Below are 19,589 nucleotides of genomic sequence, written 5' to 3' on the forward strand. Positions count from 1 at the left end.
GAGCCCTCACCCGATGCTGCCCCTGGACCCCGCCGACCCCGCCGTCATGGGGCCGTACACCCTCGTCGCCCGGATCGGCGCGGGAGGCATGGGACGGGTCTACCTCGGCCGGTCACCAGGCGGACGACCCGTCGCGGTCAAGGTCATCCGGCCCGACCTCGCCGACGAACCAGGGTTCCGCGCCCGGTTCCAGCGCGAGGTCACGGCCGCCCGCCAGGTGAGCGGGGCGTACACGGCACCCGTCCTCGACGCCGATCCGGAGGCCGCCACCCCGTGGATGGCCACCGCCTACATCGCCGGACCGTCGTTGCAGCAGGCCATAGACACCCACGGCCCGCTCAGCCCGACGCAGGCGCGCACCCTCGGCGCCGCACTGGCCGAGGCGATGGCGGCCATCCATGACCTCGGACAGATCCACCGGGACCTCAAACCGGCCAACATCCTGCTCGCCGCCGACGGACCGCGGGTCATCGACTTCGGCATCGCCCGAGCGCTCGAGGACACCACGCTCACGGCGACCGGCCTCGCCGTCGGTTCCGCGGGCTACCAAGCACCGGAACAAGCCGAGGGACGACAGGTCGATCCGGCGGCGGACGTGTTCGCACTCGGTGCGGTGCTGGCCTTCGCCTGCACGGGCAGTCCGCCTTTCGGCGCGGGGCCTCCCCACGTGCTGATGTACAGGGCCGCGCACGAGCCCGCCGACCTGGCAGGCATACCGGACGACCTGGCCGAGACCATCGCGGCCTGCCTGAGCAAGCTTGCAGCAGACCGGCCCACCGCCCGCGACCTCATCGGCATGCTGCGTCCGACGGTGGTCGCGGGTGGGCGGGCCTGGCCGCCGGAACCGGTCGTCCGGGACATCGCCGATCGTGAGGCCGCCCTCGTCCACACCTTCGTCGTCACGCGCGTCCTGCCGAAGCGTCGCGCCCTGCCGAGCCGCCGCCGACTCCTGATAGGCGGCCTGACCACCGCCGGGCTCGCCGCCGCGGCCAGCGGTGGCGCGGCCCTCTTGCGCGCCGGGAAGGGCCACGCGTCCACGCCGAACGGACGCCCAATCCGGGGCAACGTCCAAACACCACGGACATTCAACAAACCGCGGTTCGTGTGGAGGGCGGGCGGCAGCGGCGCACTCCGCACTCCGGTCGTCGCCGGAACAACATTGCTCTGCGCCAACCAGACCATCGACGCGTCAATGTGGGCAACCGATATCCGGACCGGCGAACACCTCTGGAACTCCCCCTTCACCACCCGACTGCCCTTGTGGGGCAAAGTCGCAGCCGTCGCCGACGGATCCCGCGTCTACGGAATCGGAAACGGACTTCGATACACCGCGAACGCCGCTACAGGAAAGCGGCTGTGGTCCGCGCCCAGCGACGGCCTGATTCCGCAGTTCGTCATCGGCAGGACGCTCATCTGCGTCGACGCGTCAGGCCACGCGATAGCCCTCGACACGATCAGCCACCGAATGCGCTGGCGCCGCAAACTCTACGCGGCACCGTCCGGCGCCCCTCCGGTCACCGCCGTGGCCTCGGCCGAGGCGAACCTGCTCCTTCTGGGCGAACCCACCGGTGTCGTCCGGGCCTTCGACGCGACATCCGGAACCAAGCGATGGGAGCGCGCAGGGGTGGCCGGGCCCACGACCCTGCTCGCTGGCGGCGTCCTCTACATCGGAGGCCCGAACCACCCCCTGACCGCCCTGGACGTCCGAACCGGCGTCGTCCGATGGACCGTCGCCCGCCGGGCCTACTCCCTTGCCCTCTCCGGTGGTCGGCTCTTCGTCGGAGGCGACGGCATCGCCGCACTCAACCCCGCGACCGGCGCCCCGCAGTGGACACGCAACGGTCAGCAAGACCAGGTGGGCCTGGACAACGGCATCGCAGGCTTCGCCGGCGGAGTCGTCGTCTACGTCAGATCGCAACTGCTGAAGGGAGTGGACCCGGCAGCGGGCACGATCGTCTGGAGCCTCCCCCTCCCCGGCTTCATCGGCCTGAACAACTTCACCGTCACCAGCGGAAACCATCTGTTCGTCGGCAACGAAAACGCCGTCCTCGCCCTCGCATTCTGAAGCAGCCCGAAAATGGAAGGTCAAGAACGCATGGGAGACAGAGAACCCAGGCAACCGGGGCCGAACCATGCGGCCGATCAAGTGAGACTTACCGCACTCCTACTCGTTGGCTGCCTCGTCACGAGCTGCGGCACCGCGACGCTGTTCAGCCCGACGACCATGCGCGACGTGACCTTCCAGAAGATCCTCGGGATCGATGAAGACCTATCAAGGCCCACGCGCGCGTTCATCGTCGGCTTCATCGGGAATGTGCGACAGGGCGACAAAGATTCAACCCTGAAGAAGCTGGAGCCGACCCAGCGCTATCAAACCCCAGCCCTAAGGGCACTGGCAGCATGGCTGACCGGCCCAGCCAGAAGGGACTTCACGGGACGGATCAACGTCAGCGGACATCCGGCGATCAATCCCAATGACAGCCTCATCTGCCTCACCTTCGGGGAGACCAGGCAGCCGCGCAAAAGACTCGGCTTCAACGTCAGCCACCGAGGGAGCACGTGGTGGTTCGCCGGCCCACTCGGACCACCGGCTCCAGGCAAGGGAGACCCCTACCCTCCGGTCACGCAGTGCGCATGCCACGGCTGCGAGTAACCCGTAACGCCAAGGCCGCACTCCCCCAAGCCCACGCGATCGGCAACACGGTCAGACGTGCCAGCTCGTCGCCTTGGGATTGCCCAGGCGCCCCCTGCGGCCCGCCGGCGACCGAGGGGGTGGCCTGAGGGAGGAACGGGCCCTCTGGGCCGACCGCGACCGGCGGCGCTCCGACGCTGCGGCGAAGGCGGCACCGGTCCCGTCGCAGGTTGAGTCCCCGTGCGGCAAGCGGACTGCGAGCGGCTACTTGCTCGACAGCGTCCGTCCGGACGACGCGCTGGACGCGCTGCTCGTGTCGTCCGTCAGGAGGTGCAGGTCTTGGACGGGGACCTCGATGCGTTGGTCGTGTTTGTCGGTGAGCCAGCGGTCGATGTCCAGGAGCCACCAGTTGCGGACCTGAACCATGGAGAACCTTCGCGGGCCCGTGCCGTGGAATTCGGACTGCGGCAGGAGCCATTCGCGCCGGGTGTCCTCGTCGGGGAAGTTGATTTCGTAGTAGGTGCGGTGGACTTCCGCCAGCTGGTCGGGGCCCACGGCGTGGCAGTGTCCGGTGAACTGGGCCCCGTCCAGGCCGAACCCGGGAAGGCCGGTCATGTAGATCGAGCCGGACACGATGGGGGTTTTCTCCACGTTGAGGGAGTGGCGGGCGGCGCGCAGGGAGTAGTAGAGGAGCCTGAGGGGCTGGTGCAGGGCGACGAAGTTGACGGTCGAGGCCCAGGGTTCGTTGCCGTCGGTGGTGGCCAGGGTCATGAAGCGGGCGTTGGCCAGCAGGTAGTGGCTGCGTTCGGCGAGTTCCTTGCGCTCGGCCACGCTCACTCCCCAGCGGTGTGGTCAAAGCCCAGGGCGACCGGGGGGTCGCCGTGCAGGGCGGCGTCGAGGATCTGCCACCAGGTTCCCTGTTCCGTGCGGCGTTCCTCCCAGGCGGGGTCGCGGCTTCGCTCGGCCACCTGGCGGCGGTAGCGGCCCCAAGCGGCTTCGTCGGCGAAGGTGACGGTGTGCTCGAGCGTGTGGACGTCCGTCCCGACGGTGCGCACCGTCCACCTTGTGGCTAGGACGGTGTCGAGGCCCTGGTAGAACCACTTCTCGCGTTCCTGTGCCCAGTTCCAGAACGCGCGCGGGTCGGCCTCGGCGGCGGGGGTGGGCTTGATGCGGTAGACGAGGTAGAGCACAGGGGTCCTCCTGTTCAGGATGCGGAAGGCGGTTGAGCGGCCCAGTCATCCCACCCGCGGCCGACGGCGTGGGGCCGGCCGGCCAGCCGGTCCTGCCACTTCCGGGCCATTTGGTGGTTGAAGGCGGCGGCGCGCTGGGGGCTGCACACCTCGTGGCCGAAGGCGATGACGACGGCGGCGAGCGGGGAGAACATCGCGCCCCGGCGGGCCTTGACGTCCCAGGCCGACACCGCCAGCCGGTAGCGGCGCAGGTTGTGGACGGCGGCGTAGTCCAGGGGCGCGCAGTAGGTCAGGACGAAGTACTCGCAGGCCGGTTCGGCATTGCGGTAGTCGAAGCCGTAGTAGCGCGCGTAGAGACGGTCGTGGTGGGTGTAGCAGACGGTGACGGCCACCGGCCGCCCGTCGCGGATCCCGAAGTGGCCGACGGCCTGGTCGAGGACACCGCAGCGGCGCTGGGCCGCGAAGGAGCGACGCATCCAGCCGGGGTCCGCGGTACCGCCGTGGCGGGCCCGGTTCTGGGTGATCAGGTCCGCCGCCAGCCGGGACGTTTCTCCGGTCAGCGCCAGCCATTCGACACTGGTACCGGCCCGCTCGAAAGCGCGCAGTTCCGCACGACGTCGGGCGCGGTCACCCTGCGGCATCCCCGCGAGGTGCTCCGCGAACCCGCCCGCGGGCAGGTCCATGGTGGCGTCCGCGTCGTGCAGCAGGACCGTGGCGCGGGGATGGGCCCGGGCCAGATCTCTGGCGTCCGCCGCGGCCAGGTAGGGCATGATCACCCCGGCCGCGCCCCTGGACCTGGCCACCGTCTGCGCGCCGTGGACGAGCGCGGCGAGCGCGCGGTCGCGCAGCGGACCGCGAACACACAGGAGTTCGTTGTACACCGAGCGCCTGGCGCCCAGCCACAGCCAGTCGTCGGGCCAGGTGCCGGCCAGGCACGGGAACAGGTCCGGCGGGCAGAACAGGCCCGGTGCGCCGGCTTCGCCGGGCCACGTGGGCATGGCTCCGAGCAGTACGCCGTCCCCGGTTGTCGTGGTCACGACGGTGTCGCTGCCATGGGCGAGTTCGAGGGCGTGCAGCCAGCGGTGGCTGTTGTAGAAGTTGTCGGGCCCCACGAGTGCGTCCCAGTCCTCGCGCGCGATGGCGCCGACACCGGCGGTGGTGTGCACGCTGATGCGCCCGGGCGGTGAATACCGTCGGCGGGCAATGCCGGCCGAGGCGGGTGTCGAGTCGCGTCGGTGTCCGCCGGTGGGACCGCTGATGGTGTTGCGGGTCTCACGGTTCATGCGCGGCACCGATCGCTTTTCGGCAGTCGATGATCACGGTGTGGGGTTGGGCGAGGTAGTCGTTCCAGTACGCGGCGCCGTGTTCGGCGACGCCCTCCTCGCTCACCACCGGGTCGCTGAACCGCGGGGAGGTGAAGCCGGCCTCCCGCAGGGCGTCCTCCAGGGCGGCCTTGCTCCAGTAGCGGGCGGTGATGTCGTGGTCGCGGCCGTGGAACCGCAGGTTCAAGGAGACCGGCGAGCCGTCGGCCAGCGGCTCCCCAGCGGTCAGCCGGAAGCCGTAGGGCGCGTAGGAGACGGCACCGGACCGGAAACAGGGATGGATGGGCAGCGTCACGAAGCGCCCGCCCGGACGCAGCGCCCGCGCGGCGGTGGCGCACAGTTGACCGAGTTCGGCACGGGTCGTCGCGTACGGCAGCACATACACCCCCAGCACCAGGTCGAAGGTCCCCGCGAGGCGGTCGGGGAGGTCGCCGAGGAAGTAGTCGACACCCAGGGGCTGAGCGGCCTCCAGGGCACGGGCGTGGGCGATCATGCCCTCGGAGACGTCCATGCCGCTCACGCGGGCGGCTCCGCGCTGCCTGACGAGCCGGGTGTAGGCGCCCGATCCGCAGCCCAGGTCGAGCACCGCCGCGCCGCGGACGTCGCCGAGGACGCTGAGCACGCTGGGGATCTCCAGGAAGACACGGAACGGGGTGGTGGTGAAGTCGTCGTAGGTGTCAGTGAGCGTGTCGAACTGACTGGCCATCCGGATCCCTCCGGGAAAGCCCCGGGTGCGAGAACGAGGGGGACGGATACTTCTGGGGGAAGAACAGCAGACTGTGGTCCGCCTCGACGGCGGACCGCAGTCCAGTGCCATTCGGAAATGAAGTGCGGGCGGCGTCAGGCCGGGCGTCGGCGTCAGATGAATTCGGCCAATGGGGGCCACCCCTTCACGCTGCTGGAATCAGCGGGAATTCGCGGACTCCGGCAGTGCGTTCACTCGTGGATCCGTCCGGCCGCTCAGGCGTCGGCCTTGATCGGGCCGATGAGCCAGCTTCCCGGAGCGTCCAGGTCGTCGCTCAGGTAGAACTCGGTGATCGCCGTCCGGAACTCTTCGTGGCTGATCGACCCGCTGCCGTCCCGGTCGAGTCGCCGGAAGGCGTCCCTGGAGTGCTTCGGCGGGACGCCGAGTTCGCTGTACATACGGACGTACTCGTCGTGGCTCAGCACGCCGTCGCCGCTGGTGTCGAGCGCCCGCATCAGGGCGTCCGCGATGGCCAGCACCGCCTCCCCGAAGTGCTCCGGGCTGGTGACGTTGGCCTGCATGACGGCCAGGAACTCCGGGCGGGTGATCTTGCCGTCGCCGTCGGTGTCGCCGTGGGCCAGCAGCACCTGCCACCACTTCTCGAACGCGTCGCGCATCGCGGAGGCGCTCGCCTGGTCATCGCTCGTGTCCAGGCCGGCGAAAAGGTCGCCCATAGCCTGGAAGTCGTCGTGTGTGAGGAGGCCGTCACCTCCCTGGTCGAACCAGTTGAACAGCATGTTGAACTTTTGATTCTTCACGGGGGTCGACACTTTTTCTTCCTCTCCGTGTTTGACTGGAGCTTGCCGGCTCCACTCGGGTCGTTAAAACGCTAGCATGGAGATCAGTGCCGGGTGAGGTGGATAATTCCTCGCTATTTCCGATGAAAGTGCGATATGGGTGCGCCGGGGGTGCGCTTTCTGTGGTCACTGGAGCTAGAGAAAGGTGACCGACGCGGCGCCGCGTGGAATCCACGGAGAAATGATCGGCCACTGGACGACCTCATCCCGCTTCACAGCTGGTCGAGCATCGCGGCAAGCTCGCGGACCGGCGAGCAGGACAACCGCCGGTGGAGGTACCACCGGTCGGCGCACGCCTGGGCCTCCGGTGCTCCCAGCCGGGCCCCTTCGGCGTATCCGCTGACGCGATCCCTGCACACCACCCGCTCTCCCGGGTGCGTCTCCCCACGCCAGACCTTGGTCGAGGCCGCTGACGAGTACGAGCTCGCGCGTCCCCTGGCGACCTGGTTCACTCTCGTGTCGCGATATCCCGCACCCGGGGCTACTGCTGAGGGCCGGTCCGATCCGGGTCGCTGGGCGGGTGGGTGAGGAGGCCGGTCAGGGCGGCGTCCGCGATGGCCTCCGCTTCGGTGGGCGTGAGGGGGGCGTGGCCGCTGACGAGGCGGAAGATGATGGAACCGAACAGGACGTCCTGGGCGACCTCCACGTCTATGTCGGTGCGCAGTTCACCTCGTTCCACTCCGTCTCGCCACATCTGGCGGATCAGTTCGCGGCGCTCCTCCAGGAAGCGTTGCCTGAGGCGTTCGGCGGCCTCTGGGTCGGTGACGGTGGCGGCCAGCAGCTGGGCGTAGACCTGGCCGACCGGGCCGGCGTAGAACGCGGCGACGTTCCGCACCTGCCGGGTCAGGTCCTCACGCGCCGAGCCTGTGTCGGGCACCGGCGTCGCCTCGGCCATGTGCACGGCGAACGCGTCGATGGCGACGCAGATGCGGTTGGACCAGTGCTTGTAGATGGTCGCCTTGCTCACGCCGGAGCGGGCGCTGACGGCGTCGACCGTCGCCGCCGGCAGCCCGCCCTCGGCCAGCAGCTCGGTGGCTGCGCGCAGCACCGCCTCGCGCACCCGGCGGCTGCGGGGGGTGAGACCTCTGTCAGCCGGCATCGTCGTAGGCCGTCGCCAGGGCGACCTCGCGCCACTCGTCGAGCTCGGTCTTGACCTGCTGGAGTTTGGCCTCGACGCGGGCGACGCAGTCGGCGCCCAGCTGAAGCCGGACCGGCGGATCGTCGACCCCCGCGATGGAGACGATCGCGGCGGCCGCCTTCACCGGATCACCGGCTTGGGCGTGGTTGTTCTCGGTCCGCCAGACCCGGGTCTGGCCGGAGGTCCGCGCGTAGTCCTCGATCACCTGCTCGGCCGTGTGCAGTGAGGAGTCGTCGAGGAAGTCGGTCCGGAAGACGCCGGGCTCGATGATGATCACCTTGATGCCCAGCGGAGCGAGCTCGGCGCGCATCGCCTCGCTCACGCCCTCCACCGCGAACTTCGTCGACCCGTAGAGACCCCACCCCTGGCCGGTGGTGAACCCGCCCACCGAGGTGATGTTCAAGACGCGCCCGGACCGCTGACGGCGCATCACCGGCAGGACGGCCCGGGTCACCGCCAGCAGCCCGAACACGTTGACGTCGTACACCGCCCGGACCTCGGCGTCGGACGCCTCCTCCACCGCTCCCAGCAATCCTCGACCGGCATTGTTGACCAGCACGTCGATACGGCCGAACGCCTCCACCCCGGCGGCCACGGCCCCTTGGACGGCGGCCTCGTCCGTGACGTCCAAGTTCACCGCCAGCAGCCGATCACCGGCGTCCGCAAGTTCGGCCTTGACCTGTCCGGCATCGCGCGCGGTGGCGATCACCGCATCACCTTCGGCCAGGGCCTTGCGCGCGATCTCCAGACCGAAACCACGCGAGGCACCCGTGATGAACCAGACCCTCATGAACACCCTCCAATAAGTGAACTGAACGTTCAGTTTACTTCATGAAGATCATCCCCGCCAGGACCATCTCGGCCTCGCCGTGGTGGCCGTCGCCGTCGGCATCCCGTTCTCGGGCTCGAGGTCGGCCTGACGAGGACTCGGTGCCTGTCCGAGATGGCCGCGGTTCATCCTGGAGCAGACGAGCCGAGTGGATGCGCACTGGACGGATTGCTTGGTTTGGGTGGGTGTGCGGTACTGGGGTGTGCGGAATCGGAACTGAAGGTTTCTGTGACCGGAGGTCGAGTGCTGTGCAGGAGCGTGCGCTTGGGAGTCAGGGGCTGGTGGCCTCGGCGATCGGGTATGGCGCGATGGGGACTGCCGTTGGTTATGGGCCGTCCGACGATGCCGAGTCGGTCGCGGCGATTCGGCGGGCGCATGAGCTTGGGGTGACTCACTTCGACACTGCCGAGCTGTACGGGTGGGGTGACGGGGAGAAGCTCCTTGGGCGGGCGCTGGCTCCGGTTCGGGACGAGGTGACCATCGCGACCAAGTTCGGGTTCGTTCGGGGCGGCGGTCAGGACTCGCGTCCCGGGCATGTGCGCGAGGTCGTCGATGCCAGCCTGCGCCATCTCGGTGTCGAGACCATCGATGTGCTCTACCAGCACATTCCTGATCCGAGCGTGCCCATTGAGGACGTCGTCGGGGTCATGAAGGAGTGTGTCGAGGCCGGGAAGGTCCGGTACCTGGGGCTGTCCAACACCGGTGAAGACGCCCTTCGGCGCGCTCATGCCGTCCACCCGATCTCTGTGCTGCAGCACGAGTACTCGATCTTCGCGCTGGAGTCCGAGTCGCTGTTCCCCGTTCTGGAGGAGCTGGGTATCGGGTTCGTCGCCTACTCGCCGTTGGCTCATGGGTTCCTCAGCGGTGCCGTGAGGTCGCGGGACCATTACGACGCTGACGACTTTCGTCAGGGGTTCGCCTGGTGGGAGCCCGAGAACTTCGACGCCAACGTCGCCATCGTGGCTGAGTTGACCAAGGTCGCGGAGGCCAAGGGCGCGACTCTCGCCCAGCTTGCTCTGGCTTGGCTGCTCACCCGGAGGCCCTACGTCGTGCCGATCCCTGGGTCGCGTAACCCCGTTCGTGTTGCTCAGAACGTCGCTGCCGTCGGCCTCAGCCTGACCGGGGACGACCTTGCTCGCATCGCTGAGATCGCCCCTGGTGGCGGGCGGACGGCCTGAAAAGGCGCGGTTAGGCGAAGCGTTCTTGGAGTTCGACCTTGCGTACCTTTCCGGTGGCGGCCGCTCTTGGGAGGGTGTCGACGAGTTCGAGGCGTTCCGGCCAGAAGAACGCCGTCATTCCGGCGTCGCGGAGCAGCGTCCGGGCCTCTTCCAGGGTGATTCCGTCGCCGTGCGCGGTGGGACGGATGACGGCGCAGATCATCTGGTCGGCGCCGTCGAGTACCGGCAGGCCGATCACCGCAGCCTCCTGGACGGCGGGGTGCCGGGTGAGGATCTCCTCCATCTCGGTGGTCGGCACGAAGAAGCCGTTCCGGAAGACGGTGTCCTTGGCGCGTCCGGCGATGCGGATGCCGCCGCGGCCGTCGTGGCGGGCCAGGTCGCCGGTGTCGAACCAGCCGTCCTCGTCGCAGAACGAGGCGTACAGCTCGTCCCGCCGCAGGTAGCCCAGGCATTGGGTGGGGCCGCGGACCCACAGGACGCCGGTGTCCTCGCGTTGCCCCGGGTGCGGGTCGATGCGGAACTCCATGTCGGCGATCGGGCTGCCGTCGCTGTGCGCCGCCCAGTCCACAGGGTCGTCAGGACGGCTGATGGTGACCGCGCCGTTCTCGGACATGCCCCACAGGGAGAACAGGCGCCGTCCGAAAACCTCCTCGACGTCCTGGACGAGTTGGGTCGGGATCGGGGCAGAGCCGCCGACGACCCAGCGCAGGGCGGTGAGGTCGCGTGGCTCGGCGCGTTGGGCGTCCACCAGCGGACGCAGGAAGTGGGGCGGGGCGTACATGTAGGTGACCTTGTGTTCCGCCAGGAGGTCCGCCATGGCCGCGCCGTCCGTGGTGTCCTGGAAGACGGCGGTTCCGCCGAGCGCGAGGGGCATCAGCATGCCGCGCACGAATCCGGTGTAGTGGGTGTACGCGGCGACCATGGCAATCACGTCTGTGGCGCCGAGGTCGAAGACCTCGGCCTCGCCTCGGATCGGCGCGTACAGGGTGTTCTGGCTGTGCAGCACGCCTTTCGGTTCGCCGGTGGTGCCGGAGGTGAAGAGGGTCAGGTACGGGTCGTCCGGGCCGAGTTCCGCGCGGCCGTCGAGGTCGGCGGTCTTCTCCCAGGGGGTTTCGAAGAAGAACTCGTGCAGGTCGTGGACGCCTTCGGAGGTCGTCTCGCCCGCGACCACGACGTGTTCCAGGGACGGCAGGTCGGCGGCGAGTCGCAGGCCGAGCCGGGCCCGGTCCTCGCCGCCGAACTCGGCGGGCGTGACGAAGACCCGGGACTCGGTCAGGCCCAGGTAGGCGGCCAGTTCCCGCTCCCGGTACACCGGGAGGAGCGGGCAGATCTGCGCCCCGGCGCGCAGGCAGCCGAGCGCGAGGACGGTCAGCTCCCAGCCGTTGGTGAGCTGGACGGCGACGGTGTCGCCGGGGCGCACGCCCAGCTCGGCCAGGGCTCCGGCGCAGCGGTCGGTCAGCAGGCCGAGCTCGGCGTAGTCGAGCGTGCGGGTGTCGCCCGAGCCGATCCGGCGGGCGATGACGGCGGCCTTGCCGGGGTGTTCTCGTGTGTGCCGTCGCAGGTCGTCGAGAAAGGTCTCGTCCCGCCACCAGCCGCGCCGCCGGTACTCCTCGGACATCCCGCACCTCCGCTTGCCTCGTCGAACGCTTGCCTCGTCGAACGTCCGGATCGATGGCTCACCGGTGAGCCGCGGCCTCTCAGGCCGTGGAGAAGTGGACGGCCGACCGGGCCGTGTCACGTTCCCACGCGTCGCGGTCGCGGATGTAGAGGGCGTCGCGGGCCTCCACCGACAGCACCGTCATCCCGGTCCGGTCGAGCCGGTAGGTGATCCGCCCCGTCACCCGCTCGGCGACGCTGGTGACGAACGCCTGGGCGGCCGTCCGCAGGGAGCCGAACCAGCGTCCTTCCAGCGCCTCCCTGGTCCACGCCTGCTCCAGGGGCAGCTTCTCCCGGATGGTCTCGGCGGGCACGGTCGCGCTCTCCAGGTGCCGGTAGGCGTGGAGCAGCAGGCAGGCGGCGGGCATCTCCCGCACCTCCAGGACCTTCTCGCCGCTGTCGATGTGCTCCAGGCCCGAGTAGCGGCCGAGGCCGTAGCGTCCGGCCCGGACGTTGAGGGCCACGATCACCTCGCGCAGGGGCGCGGGCTCCCCGTCCAGGGCCACCGGACGGCCGCCCTCGAAGTCGATCACGACCTTGTCCGGCCGCTCGGGCGGCACGGCGGCCGTCCAGGAGTAGAGGTCCTCGGGGACCGGGAACCACTCGGGGTCGTCCAGCAGGCCGGACTCGAACTCCCGACACCACAGATTGGAATCGCCGCTGTGCGAACGGTTGACGAAATCCGGAAAACCGGCCTTCTTCAACGCGTTCTGTTTGTCGTCGCGGCTGATCGCGTCGAGTTCGTACGGGCTGCCGAAGTGCCCGTCGAACCCGAGTGCGGCAATCGAGGTATTCAACCGGCGCAGGCTGTTCTGCGACCTGTTCGCAGTGTGCAGGACCAATTGCGCGCCGACGTCCTCGGCGAGTTCCACCGCCGCGCGCGCGAGCAGCGGGCGGCTCAGCGAGGAACTGACCGGATGCATTCCGAGATAAACCGCCTGCGCGGCGATCGCGGGCGCCACGAACTCGTCGGCGAACACCGTCGCGCGGTCGGCCAGGACGTGCCGGGCCCCGAGCCGCGCCACCCCGCCGGTGCTGTCGTCGTACTCGGCGTCGCCGCCCAGGGCCACCGACAGGGCGTACACCTCCAGGTCGGGGTACCGGCTGAGCCGCCACAGCAGATAGAAACTGTCCAGCCCGCCGCTGAAGAGCGTCACGACCCGGCCGCCGTTCCGGGCCGCCTCCTCAATGTGATCGAATTCCCGAACGCATTTCTTGGTCCACATGAGAAACCTCCGACACGAGGCAGGCCGACACCATTCCGGGGAACATGATCTTGAAGATACGGTTCGCGGACGCGCATCCAGAGAGGCGGACGCATTCGTTATCATCCTGAGACAACGACAAAGCGTGACCCCTTTGGAACAGGAACCGGCCAAGGCGGCGAACACATTGGAGAACGTCGCCTCGTGCCCGAGAGGGAACGGCGCGTGAGCATGGTCAGTTGACCCGGCGGTCCATTCCCTCCCAGTACGGTTCACGCAACCGGCGCTTGAGGACCTTCCCGGTGGTCGACAGGGGCAGGGCGTCGACGAACTCGTAGCTGGTGGGGGTCTTCCAGGCGATCAACGGCTCGCAGTGCCGCCGGATGTCCCGCTCATCGGCGGTGCGGCCGTGCTTGAGCACGATGACCGCGTGCACCCGCTCCCCCGGCTTGTCGTCGGGGATGCCGATCACCGCGACCGCGGCCACGTCCGGATGGCCCGCGATCGCCTGCTCCACCTCGGTGGAGTAGACGTTCCAGCCGTCGACGTTGATGACGTCCTTGAACCGGTCGACGATGAACAGGTAGCCGTCCTCGTCCAGGTATCCGCCGTCGCCGGTGTGGAGCCACCCGTTCCGGATCGTCCGCGCCGTCTCCTCCGGCTTGTTCAGGTAGCCGAGCATCATCGCGCCGGTCCGGACGACGATCTCCCCGACCTCGCCGCGCGGCGCCTCCACGCCGTCCTGGTCGACGATCCGCACCTCGGCCCCGAGCGCGGGACGTCCGGCCGAACGCAGTTTCCGTCCCGCGCGGTGGTCCTCCGGCGGCAGCAGCGTCGCGAGGCCGAACTCGTTCATCCCGTACCACTGGTGGAACGCGGCGTTGGGGAACGCCTTCATCACCCTCGTCAGGAGCGCCTCGGTGATGGGCGCCGCGCCGTAGGCGATGCTCCGCATGCTGGACAGGTCGCGCGCGGCGATGTCCGGATGGTCGACGATCTGCTGCATGGTGCCGGGCGCGAACGGCGCGTGCGTGACCTGGTGGCGTTCGATGGCGTCGACGAGCCCGTCCACGTCGGTCGTGAGCGGGATGACGGTGAGCCCGCCCCAGATCCCCTGGATCAGCCAGGTCACCAGCATGGAGATGGACGAGAAGTTCGAGGTGATCAGGATGCGTCCGCCGGGGACGCCGTGGGCCGGGACCCGCGCGGGCAGGATCAGCGCCTGGTGGACCAGGCAGGCGTGGCTGACCACGACGCCCTTGGCGCGCCCGGTCGTCCCGGTGGTGTAGACGATGCCCGCGGGGGCCTCGCCGTTCCGGCGGGCGTCCTCGACCGGCTCCGTCCTCGCGATCAGCTCCTCGAACCCGGCCATGCCGTCCGGCGGCGGCCCGTCGCCCACGTGGACGATCTCGCGCAGATCGGGGCACGCCTCCCTGATCTCCTCCAGACGGTCCAGGAAGGCGTCGTCGACGAAGAGGATCTCGGTCCGGGACTCGACCAACGCGTAGATCATCTCTGGTGTGCTCCAGGCCGGGTTGACCGGGTGGAACACCCCGTTCGCCCACGCCACCGCCAGGAAGAACTCCAGGTAACGGTCCGAGCCGAGGGCAAGCATCCCGACGTGCTCGCCGTCGCCCACGCCGTACTCCCGCAGGGCCCCGGCGAGACGCGCCACCCGGTCGGCCTGCTCGCGCGCCGTGCGGGTCCGGTCGCCGTAGACCGTGACCGGCTCGTCCGGAGCCAGTTGCAGAGCCCGATGGACGATGTGGGTGATGTGCATGATCTCCTCCGGGGGGGGCGCGTGACGCGTGATCAGCTCGTTCTCGCGGACCCGGCCGCTCGGACGGCGGGTGCGCGGCGGAAGACGGTCAGGGCTGTCGCGAGCATGAACAGGGACAGGACGAGGGCGCCGGTGAACGCCCCGGCGAGCGACTGGACGCGCGTCCCGTCCACCTGCTCGTAGACGGCGACGAGGACGGCGACCCCCAGCGGCCCGCCGACCTGCATGGTCTGGATGAGGCCGGACGCGCTGCCGTGCTCCCCCTCGGGCAGGTCGGTCATGGCCACCGCCGTCGCCGCGACCGACACCAGCCCGTGGCCCGCGCCGAACAGCAGCACCGGGCCGAGGATCACCGACACGAAGGTGCTGGTCGCCGAGATCTGCGTCAGCCACACCATGCCGACGATGGTGAGCACCGACCCGGCCACCATGACCCTCATCGGCCCGACGCGCTGCAGCAGCCACGGCACGGCCCGGTTCGCGGCGATCACGGTGACCGTGGTGGGCAGGAAGGCCAGCCCGGTCTCCAGCGCGCCGTAACCGAGGACCCCCTGCACGTAGAGGGTGAGGAAGAACATCATGCCGCTCATCGCGGCGGTGAGGAGCAGCCGCATGAGGCAGGCCCCCGCGCGGTTGCGGTCCCGCAGCAGCCCCAGCGACATGATCGGCTGCGGGGCCCGCGCCTCCACGGCGACGAACAGGGCCAGCAGGACCAGCGCGGTGGTGAGCGCGCCGACGACCAGACCGTCCGCCCAGCCGGATTCGGCGGCGCGCACCACCCCGAAGACCAGAAGCGTCATCCCTGCGGTCGCGGTGAACGCCCCGGCCGCGTCGAAGCGGCCCCCGACCCGCGGCGACTCGTGGAGGCACCAGCGGGAGAGCGCCACCACGGCCAGCCCGACGGGCACGTTCATGAAGAACGTCCACCGCCACGTCGTCCACTCGATCAGCAGCCCGCCGGCCACCATCCCGACCATCATGCCGAGGCTGCCCGCGCTCGTCGTGAACGCGTAGGCCCGGTTCCTGGCGCGCCCGTCGGGGAACCCGGTCGCGATCAGCGCCAGCGAGCCGGGCCCGGCGAGCGCGGCGCCGGCCCCCTGCGCGGCGCGCGCGACGAGGAGCACCTCGGTGTTGAACGCGAGCCCGCCGACGAGCGAGGCGACGGTGAACAGCGCGATCCCCGCGGTGAACACCCGCCGGTGGCCGAGGATGTCGCCCGCCCGTCCCCCGAGCAGCAGAAGGCCGCTGAACACCAGCGTGTAGGCGTTGACGACCCAGGACAGCTCCGCCGCGGACGCGTGCAGATCCCGCTGGATGCTGGGAAGCGCGATGTTGACGATCGTGACGTCCAGCAGCAGGATCACCTGACTCGCGGCCAGGATGCCGAGGGTCAAACTGCCGCGAGACGGTGCAAATGTCGCCATCGCCGGGAAGCGTACATCCCCCCTTCCCGATCAAGGAAGACGTCCCGAGCCCCCTGCGGCAGCCGTTACTGAAACGCCCCTACGACCTGCGGCACGGTCACCGGAAGGCGCGCGAGGGTCCTGCCGCCGGGTTTCCCGTTCACGACGGGAACCTGACGGGCGGAGCCATGCCCCACTGGTGGTAGGTGGTGGTGAAGCCGGCGTCCAAGCGGTCACCGCCATCGACGGGGATGGTGAAATGGAACTCGACCTGCCGGGGAAGGTAGTCGGCCCCCAGTTCGATCCGGAAGACGACCGAGCGCGCACTGCCGTAGGCCGAGAACAAGGGCGCCCCCGGGTTTCCAGCCGTCAGGTCGCTTGTGGCGGCGGTGCCTCGCAGAACGAGACCGTCCTGACTGTGCGTTTGGGTGATGGCGCGGCCGACGCGCAGCAACGTCGCGATGTTGTAAGGCGTGCTCGCCCACCGCACCTGCACGACCCCGGCCAGACAACCGTCCTCATCAGGATAGGTGACTTTGGGCGAGGCGTCGAAGGTCGCCCGGTCCCCCAGCAGGGAGCTGTATCCGGTGTTGCCGATGAGGGTCGCGCTCACCGGGACCTGCGCACAGCCCTTGTCGAGACTCATCTGGTAGCTGGTGGAAGCGCTGCCGTCGAACGACAGACCACCGGTGGCGTGAAGCTGGTACTCCCCCTCGGTCTGCTGATTCGACAACTCGAACGTGGCGGTGCGCGCGCGGGACATCGCTTTCATCGCCGAGGCGCTCAACTCCTCCGCGGACGCGTCACCGCGAATCGTCCGCCCGGAACCGGCCGCGGACGCAGCAGCCGACGCGCCCGGTGACTTGCGCGCCGCAGGTGAGGACGCGGCGGTGGCGGCCGTGTCCTGCGATCGCAGACCGCGAACCCAGAACGCGCCGCCGATCACGCCGGCCACCAGGAGAACGGCGACCGCCGCCACGACGGCCCGGCGAACCGTCGGCGGACTGCTGACCCGCGCGCCCGTTGGCACGACCTGGAGTGGAGGAAGCGCCAAGGTGGACGCGACCGCCGCCCCCTCCGACAGGATCACCGTGGCGTCGTGGCCCTCAAGCTCCGGCTCGCTGGCGGGAACGGCCAGGCCGGTTCGATCCAGCAGAGATCGCAGCAGTCCCGGCGTGTCCGGCCGCCCCTCCGGATTCTTGTCCAGGCAGGCGATGAGGATGTCCCGCAGATGTTCGGGAACGCCGTCCAGCTGAGGCGGCTCTTGCAGGACGCGAGTGATGACGGCGGGAATCGAGTCATCGCCGAACGGCGGACGTCCCGTGGCGGCGAACACCGTCAGGCTGGCCCAGGCGAACACGTCGGCCGCCGCGCCACCGGACCGGCCGGCCAGCTGCTCGGGAGCCATGTAGGCCGGCGTGCCGACCACATCGCTGGTCACGCCGGTCGCCGTGTCCAGCGCCTTGGAGATGCCGAAGTCGATCACACGTGGACCACCGGCCGCCAGCAGGACGTTGCCCGGCTTGAGATCCCGGTGGACGATCCCGGCCTGGTGGATCGCGCCCAGCGCCGTGGCCGTCCCCACGGCGAGCCGATCCAACTCGGCTCCGCCCAGGGGGCCGCCGTCCCGCACGACACGCAAGAGGTTCGGCCCCTCGACGTATTCGGTGACGAGATAGCAGTCGTCCCCCTCCATCCCGCTGGCCAGGACACGCGCGGTGCAGAACGCGGCCACCCGTCGCGCCGCGGAGAGCTCTTTCACCAGCGCCCGTTGCGAGCTCAGATCGCCATGGGAGTAGAGCAGCTTGATCGCCGCCAGGGTTCCCTCGCTTCCGCGACCGAGATAGACCACACCCTGGCCTCCCGACCCAAGCCTTCCCAACAACGTATAGCCACCGATCAAGCGGGGATCGGAGTGACGCAAAGGCAGGGCGGTGGAAGGCACGCCGTCAGAGGACGAGGTCACGGGTTTTGGAGGCTCCATGCCGATCAGGAAGGTCCGCGGATCATACTTGCGGGCGCGTGCCGTCGTCCGGAGGTAGCGCCGTTCAGGCCGGGTGCGGCCACCCTTGGTGGCATTTCTGGCAAGGACCGGAATGTGTGCCGCTTCGTTGGCTGGTGAATGGCGGGCTATTCGAGGTCGAGGATGGGGGAGTCGAGGCCGCGTCTGCGTCTAGTGCGGCGTGGCGGACGTAGCGGCGGCGGCCCGTTCCAGCAGGGCGGGGTCGGCCATCGCAGCCGGGTGCCGCAGCATGTACGAGATGTCGTTGAGAGCGCGGGCGACGAAGGGGTCGACGAGGCCGGCCTCGAGCAGCTGACGCAGAACCTGGCGCTGCCGCCGCACCTCCTCAGGAGGCTCGATTCCGGCGGCGGCTTCGAGGCGCTCGGTGTCTCCGCCCGTGGAAACACTCCAGGCGGCGTCCACCACGACCTGTTGCAGGTCGAAGAAGCCCTCGGCCGGGACGGACAGGTCGGGCCCGCTCGTCAGGTAGGCCGACAGGCACGAAGCCTGAAGCGCCGCGGAGCTCATGCCCTGGCCGTAAGCCGGATTGAACGACGCGACCGAATCCCCGACCCCGACCAGGCGCGCCGGGAAGTGCCGCAGGCCGGTGAAGTCTCGACGGCGGCTCTCCCCCTGGTGGTAGGTCGCGATGTCGCGGGTCGGCGCACCGCTGGCGGCCTGCGCGAAGACACCTGGGAGTTCGGAGCAGGCCGCGCGGAACTCCGCCAGGGTCCGCCCCGGCCGCTCCTGGCCGTAGCCCATCACCAGGACCAGCCACTGGTCGTCCTCGATCGCGTTGAGGGAGGCGACCGAGAGGCCGGTCGCGCCCAGACCCTGCGCGTAGACCGCGATCGCGGCGGCCACGTCCAGGTCGGCGGCCGGGGTGGGACGTTCGAACAGCGCGGTCGCATAGTTGATGGGGTTGCGCAGGCGCTCGAGTCGCGGCTTCTCCAAGCCCGCGTCGCCGAGCCACTCCGCCAGGCGGCTCGAACGGCCCATGGCGTCCACGACGAAGTCCGCCTCCACGACCCCGTCGGCATGGCGGACGCCCCGGACCTCGTCCTCCCGAACCACCAGACCAGCTGCGCGCGCCCGCACCACCCTGACGTTCGGCAGTGCCGTGACGCGCTCGCGGATGCGCGCCTCCAGAAACGGCCTGCTGGCCATGAGCAGGACATGCCGATCATCGTGGGTAGCCGCTTGGAGCCGCCCGTCGAAGGCGGTGATGGAGGTGGCCGTCCCCGACAGGACGGCCCCCAGATCCTGTGCCCGCTGCGTGAAACCCGGCAGCCACCGCTCGATCCAGTGCAGACCCGCCGGAAGCAACGTATGCACCTGCAAGTCATGCGGCGTACCAGGACGCGACCCCGCCCCACCCGAGATGTCGTCACGCTCAACGATGACGACCTCACGTGCATGGTCAGACAGAACCCGCGCCGCCAGCAGCCCCGAGACGCTGCCCCCGACAACACACGCGGTGTCAACCAGAACCCGCCCCCGACCAGGAGGACCCGCCGCCACAAGCTCGTCGAAAACACCGACCACCGACTCAGCCATGGCACTCCCCCCGCGTCGACAGGCTCACCTCATGATGATGCGGGACGAATCCCCCTCCACTCCCCCGTAACCCAGATGTGGCCAACACGGCCAGGCGGCCCAGCCAGACCAGGCCAGACCTAGCTGCAGCGTCCCGTCACACGCCGCCTTGACAA

General features: G+C 69.5%; 17 protein-coding genes. 3 read left to right on the plus strand and 14 right to left on the minus strand.

Annotated features, from left to right (window positions below; genetic code table 11):
• Nucleotides 1–13 precede the first annotated feature (13 nt).
• On the plus strand, nucleotides 14–2,065 hold the full coding sequence (locus tag P696_RS52960; protein ID WP_051468160.1) for a serine/threonine-protein kinase: 2,052 nt from the start codon (nucleotides 14–16) through the stop codon (nucleotides 2,063–2,065).
• 168 nt (nucleotides 2,066–2,233) lie between these two features.
• The gene (locus P696_RS56210) at nucleotides 2,234–2,653 is read left to right on the plus strand and encodes a hypothetical protein (RefSeq protein ID WP_157429907.1); all 420 of its coding nucleotides are present in this window, start codon (nucleotides 2,234–2,236) and stop codon (nucleotides 2,651–2,653) included.
• 243 nt (nucleotides 2,654–2,896) lie between these two features.
• Here the strand turns inward: P696_RS56210 and P696_RS48020 are convergent, their stop codons facing one another.
• The 8 genes from P696_RS48020 to P696_RS0125350 form a co-directional block, all read right to left on the minus strand.
• Complete coding sequence (locus P696_RS48020) at nucleotides 2,897–3,463, minus strand: pyridoxamine 5'-phosphate oxidase family protein (protein ID WP_051468161.1); 567 nt, start codon at nucleotides 3,461–3,463, stop codon at nucleotides 2,897–2,899.
• A gap of 2 nt (nucleotides 3,464–3,465) precedes the next feature.
• The gene (locus P696_RS0125320) at nucleotides 3,466–3,822 is read right to left on the minus strand and encodes a hypothetical protein (protein WP_051468162.1); all 357 of its coding nucleotides are present in this window, start codon (nucleotides 3,820–3,822) and stop codon (nucleotides 3,466–3,468) included.
• Nucleotides 3,823–3,836: 14 nt separating this feature from the next.
• Nucleotides 3,837–4,988 carry a peptidogalycan biosysnthesis protein gene (locus tag P696_RS0125325; RefSeq protein WP_026414518.1) on the minus strand — a complete coding sequence of 384 codons (1,152 nt, stop codon included), beginning with the start codon at nucleotides 4,986–4,988 and terminating at the stop codon, nucleotides 3,837–3,839.
• Between the two features lie 106 nt (nucleotides 4,989–5,094).
• A complete protein-coding gene (locus P696_RS0125330) occupies nucleotides 5,095–5,850 on the minus strand; it encodes a class I SAM-dependent methyltransferase (RefSeq protein WP_026414519.1) in 756 nt (251 codons plus the stop codon).
• Nucleotides 5,851–6,104: 254 nt separating this feature from the next.
• On the minus strand, nucleotides 6,105–6,647 hold the full coding sequence (locus P696_RS0125335; RefSeq protein WP_211245853.1) for an EF-hand domain-containing protein: 543 nt from the start codon (nucleotides 6,645–6,647) through the stop codon (nucleotides 6,105–6,107).
• 251 nt (nucleotides 6,648–6,898) lie between these two features.
• Complete coding sequence (locus P696_RS57010) at nucleotides 6,899–7,048, minus strand: hypothetical protein (RefSeq protein WP_170026574.1); 150 nt, start codon at nucleotides 7,046–7,048, stop codon at nucleotides 6,899–6,901.
• A 119-nt stretch (nucleotides 7,049–7,167) separates the two neighbouring features.
• Nucleotides 7,168–7,785, minus strand: coding sequence for a TetR/AcrR family transcriptional regulator (locus tag P696_RS0125345; RefSeq protein WP_026414521.1), 618 nt, complete (start codon nucleotides 7,783–7,785; stop codon nucleotides 7,168–7,170).
• Nucleotides 7,775–8,614 (minus strand): oxidoreductase, encoded by an 840-nt coding sequence (locus P696_RS0125350; protein WP_026414522.1) that lies wholly within the window; start codon nucleotides 8,612–8,614, stop codon nucleotides 7,775–7,777. The genes P696_RS0125345 and P696_RS0125350 overlap by 11 nt, the downstream gene beginning before the upstream one ends.
• Nucleotides 8,615–8,901: 287 nt before the next feature.
• Here P696_RS0125350 and P696_RS0125355 point away from each other — a divergent pair, with 287 nt between their 5' ends.
• Nucleotides 8,902–9,831, plus strand: a complete 930-nt coding sequence (locus P696_RS0125355) for an aldo/keto reductase (protein WP_026414523.1) — start codon at nucleotides 8,902–8,904, stop codon at nucleotides 9,829–9,831.
• 10 nt (nucleotides 9,832–9,841) lie between these two features.
• Here the strand turns inward: P696_RS0125355 and P696_RS48025 are convergent, their stop codons facing one another.
• From P696_RS48025 to P696_RS0125385, 6 genes are all read right to left on the minus strand, one after another.
• Nucleotides 9,842–11,449 carry an AMP-binding protein gene (locus P696_RS48025; protein WP_034486826.1) on the minus strand — a complete coding sequence of 536 codons (1,608 nt, stop codon included), beginning with the start codon at nucleotides 11,447–11,449 and terminating at the stop codon, nucleotides 9,842–9,844.
• Between the two features lie 79 nt (nucleotides 11,450–11,528).
• Nucleotides 11,529–12,818: an argininosuccinate synthase-related protein gene (locus P696_RS0125365; RefSeq protein ID WP_157429909.1), complete on the minus strand. Its 1,290-nt coding sequence runs from the start codon at nucleotides 12,816–12,818 to the stop codon at nucleotides 11,529–11,531.
• A 109-nt stretch (nucleotides 12,819–12,927) separates the two neighbouring features.
• Complete coding sequence (locus P696_RS0125370; protein ID WP_026414525.1) at nucleotides 12,928–14,472, minus strand: AMP-binding protein; 1,545 nt, start codon at nucleotides 14,470–14,472, stop codon at nucleotides 12,928–12,930.
• A 32-nt stretch (nucleotides 14,473–14,504) separates the two neighbouring features.
• Nucleotides 14,505–15,896 (minus strand): MFS transporter, encoded by a 1,392-nt coding sequence (locus tag P696_RS48030; protein ID WP_084338125.1) that lies wholly within the window; start codon nucleotides 15,894–15,896, stop codon nucleotides 14,505–14,507.
• 139 nt (nucleotides 15,897–16,035) lie between these two features.
• Nucleotides 16,036–17,820: a serine/threonine protein kinase gene (locus P696_RS52965; protein ID WP_170026580.1), complete on the minus strand. Its 1,785-nt coding sequence runs from the start codon at nucleotides 17,818–17,820 to the stop codon at nucleotides 16,036–16,038.
• 228 nt (nucleotides 17,821–18,048) lie between these two features.
• Nucleotides 18,049–19,434 (minus strand): FAD-dependent oxidoreductase, encoded by a 1,386-nt coding sequence (locus P696_RS0125385; protein ID WP_034486829.1) that lies wholly within the window; start codon nucleotides 19,432–19,434, stop codon nucleotides 18,049–18,051.
• Nucleotides 19,435–19,589 lie beyond the last annotated feature (155 nt).

The organism is Actinomadura oligospora ATCC 43269 (genome assembly GCF_000518265.1).
In the GTDB taxonomy this organism is placed as follows: domain Bacteria; phylum Actinomycetota; class Actinomycetes; order Streptosporangiales; family Streptosporangiaceae; genus Spirillospora; species Spirillospora oligospora.

Coding starts and splice junctions, on each gene's coding strand:
- P696_RS52960 (WP_051468160.1), top strand. CDS start 14: ATGCTGCCCCTGGACCCCGCCGACCCCGCCGTCATGGGGCCGTACACC.
- P696_RS0125330 (WP_026414519.1), bottom strand. CDS start 5,850: ATGGCCAGTCAGTTCGACACGCTCACTGACACCTACGACGACTTCACC.
- P696_RS0125345 (WP_026414521.1), bottom strand. CDS start 7,785: ATGCCGGCTGACAGAGGTCTCACCCCCCGCAGCCGCCGGGTGCGCGAG.
- P696_RS0125350 (WP_026414522.1), bottom strand. CDS start 8,614: ATGAGGGTCTGGTTCATCACGGGTGCCTCGCGTGGTTTCGGTCTGGAG.
- P696_RS48025 (WP_034486826.1), bottom strand. CDS start 11,449: ATGTCCGAGGAGTACCGGCGGCGCGGCTGGTGGCGGGACGAGACCTTT.
- P696_RS0125365 (WP_157429909.1), bottom strand. CDS start 12,818: ATGATAACGAATGCGTCCGCCTCTCTGGATGCGCGTCCGCGAACCGTA.
- P696_RS0125370 (WP_026414525.1), bottom strand. CDS start 14,472: ATGCACATCACCCACATCGTCCATCGGGCTCTGCAACTGGCTCCGGAC.
- P696_RS48030 (WP_084338125.1), bottom strand. CDS start 15,896: ATGGCGACATTTGCACCGTCTCGCGGCAGTTTGACCCTCGGCATCCTG.
- P696_RS0125385 (WP_034486829.1), bottom strand. CDS start 19,434: ATGGCTGAGTCGGTGGTCGGTGTTTTCGACGAGCTTGTGGCGGCGGGT.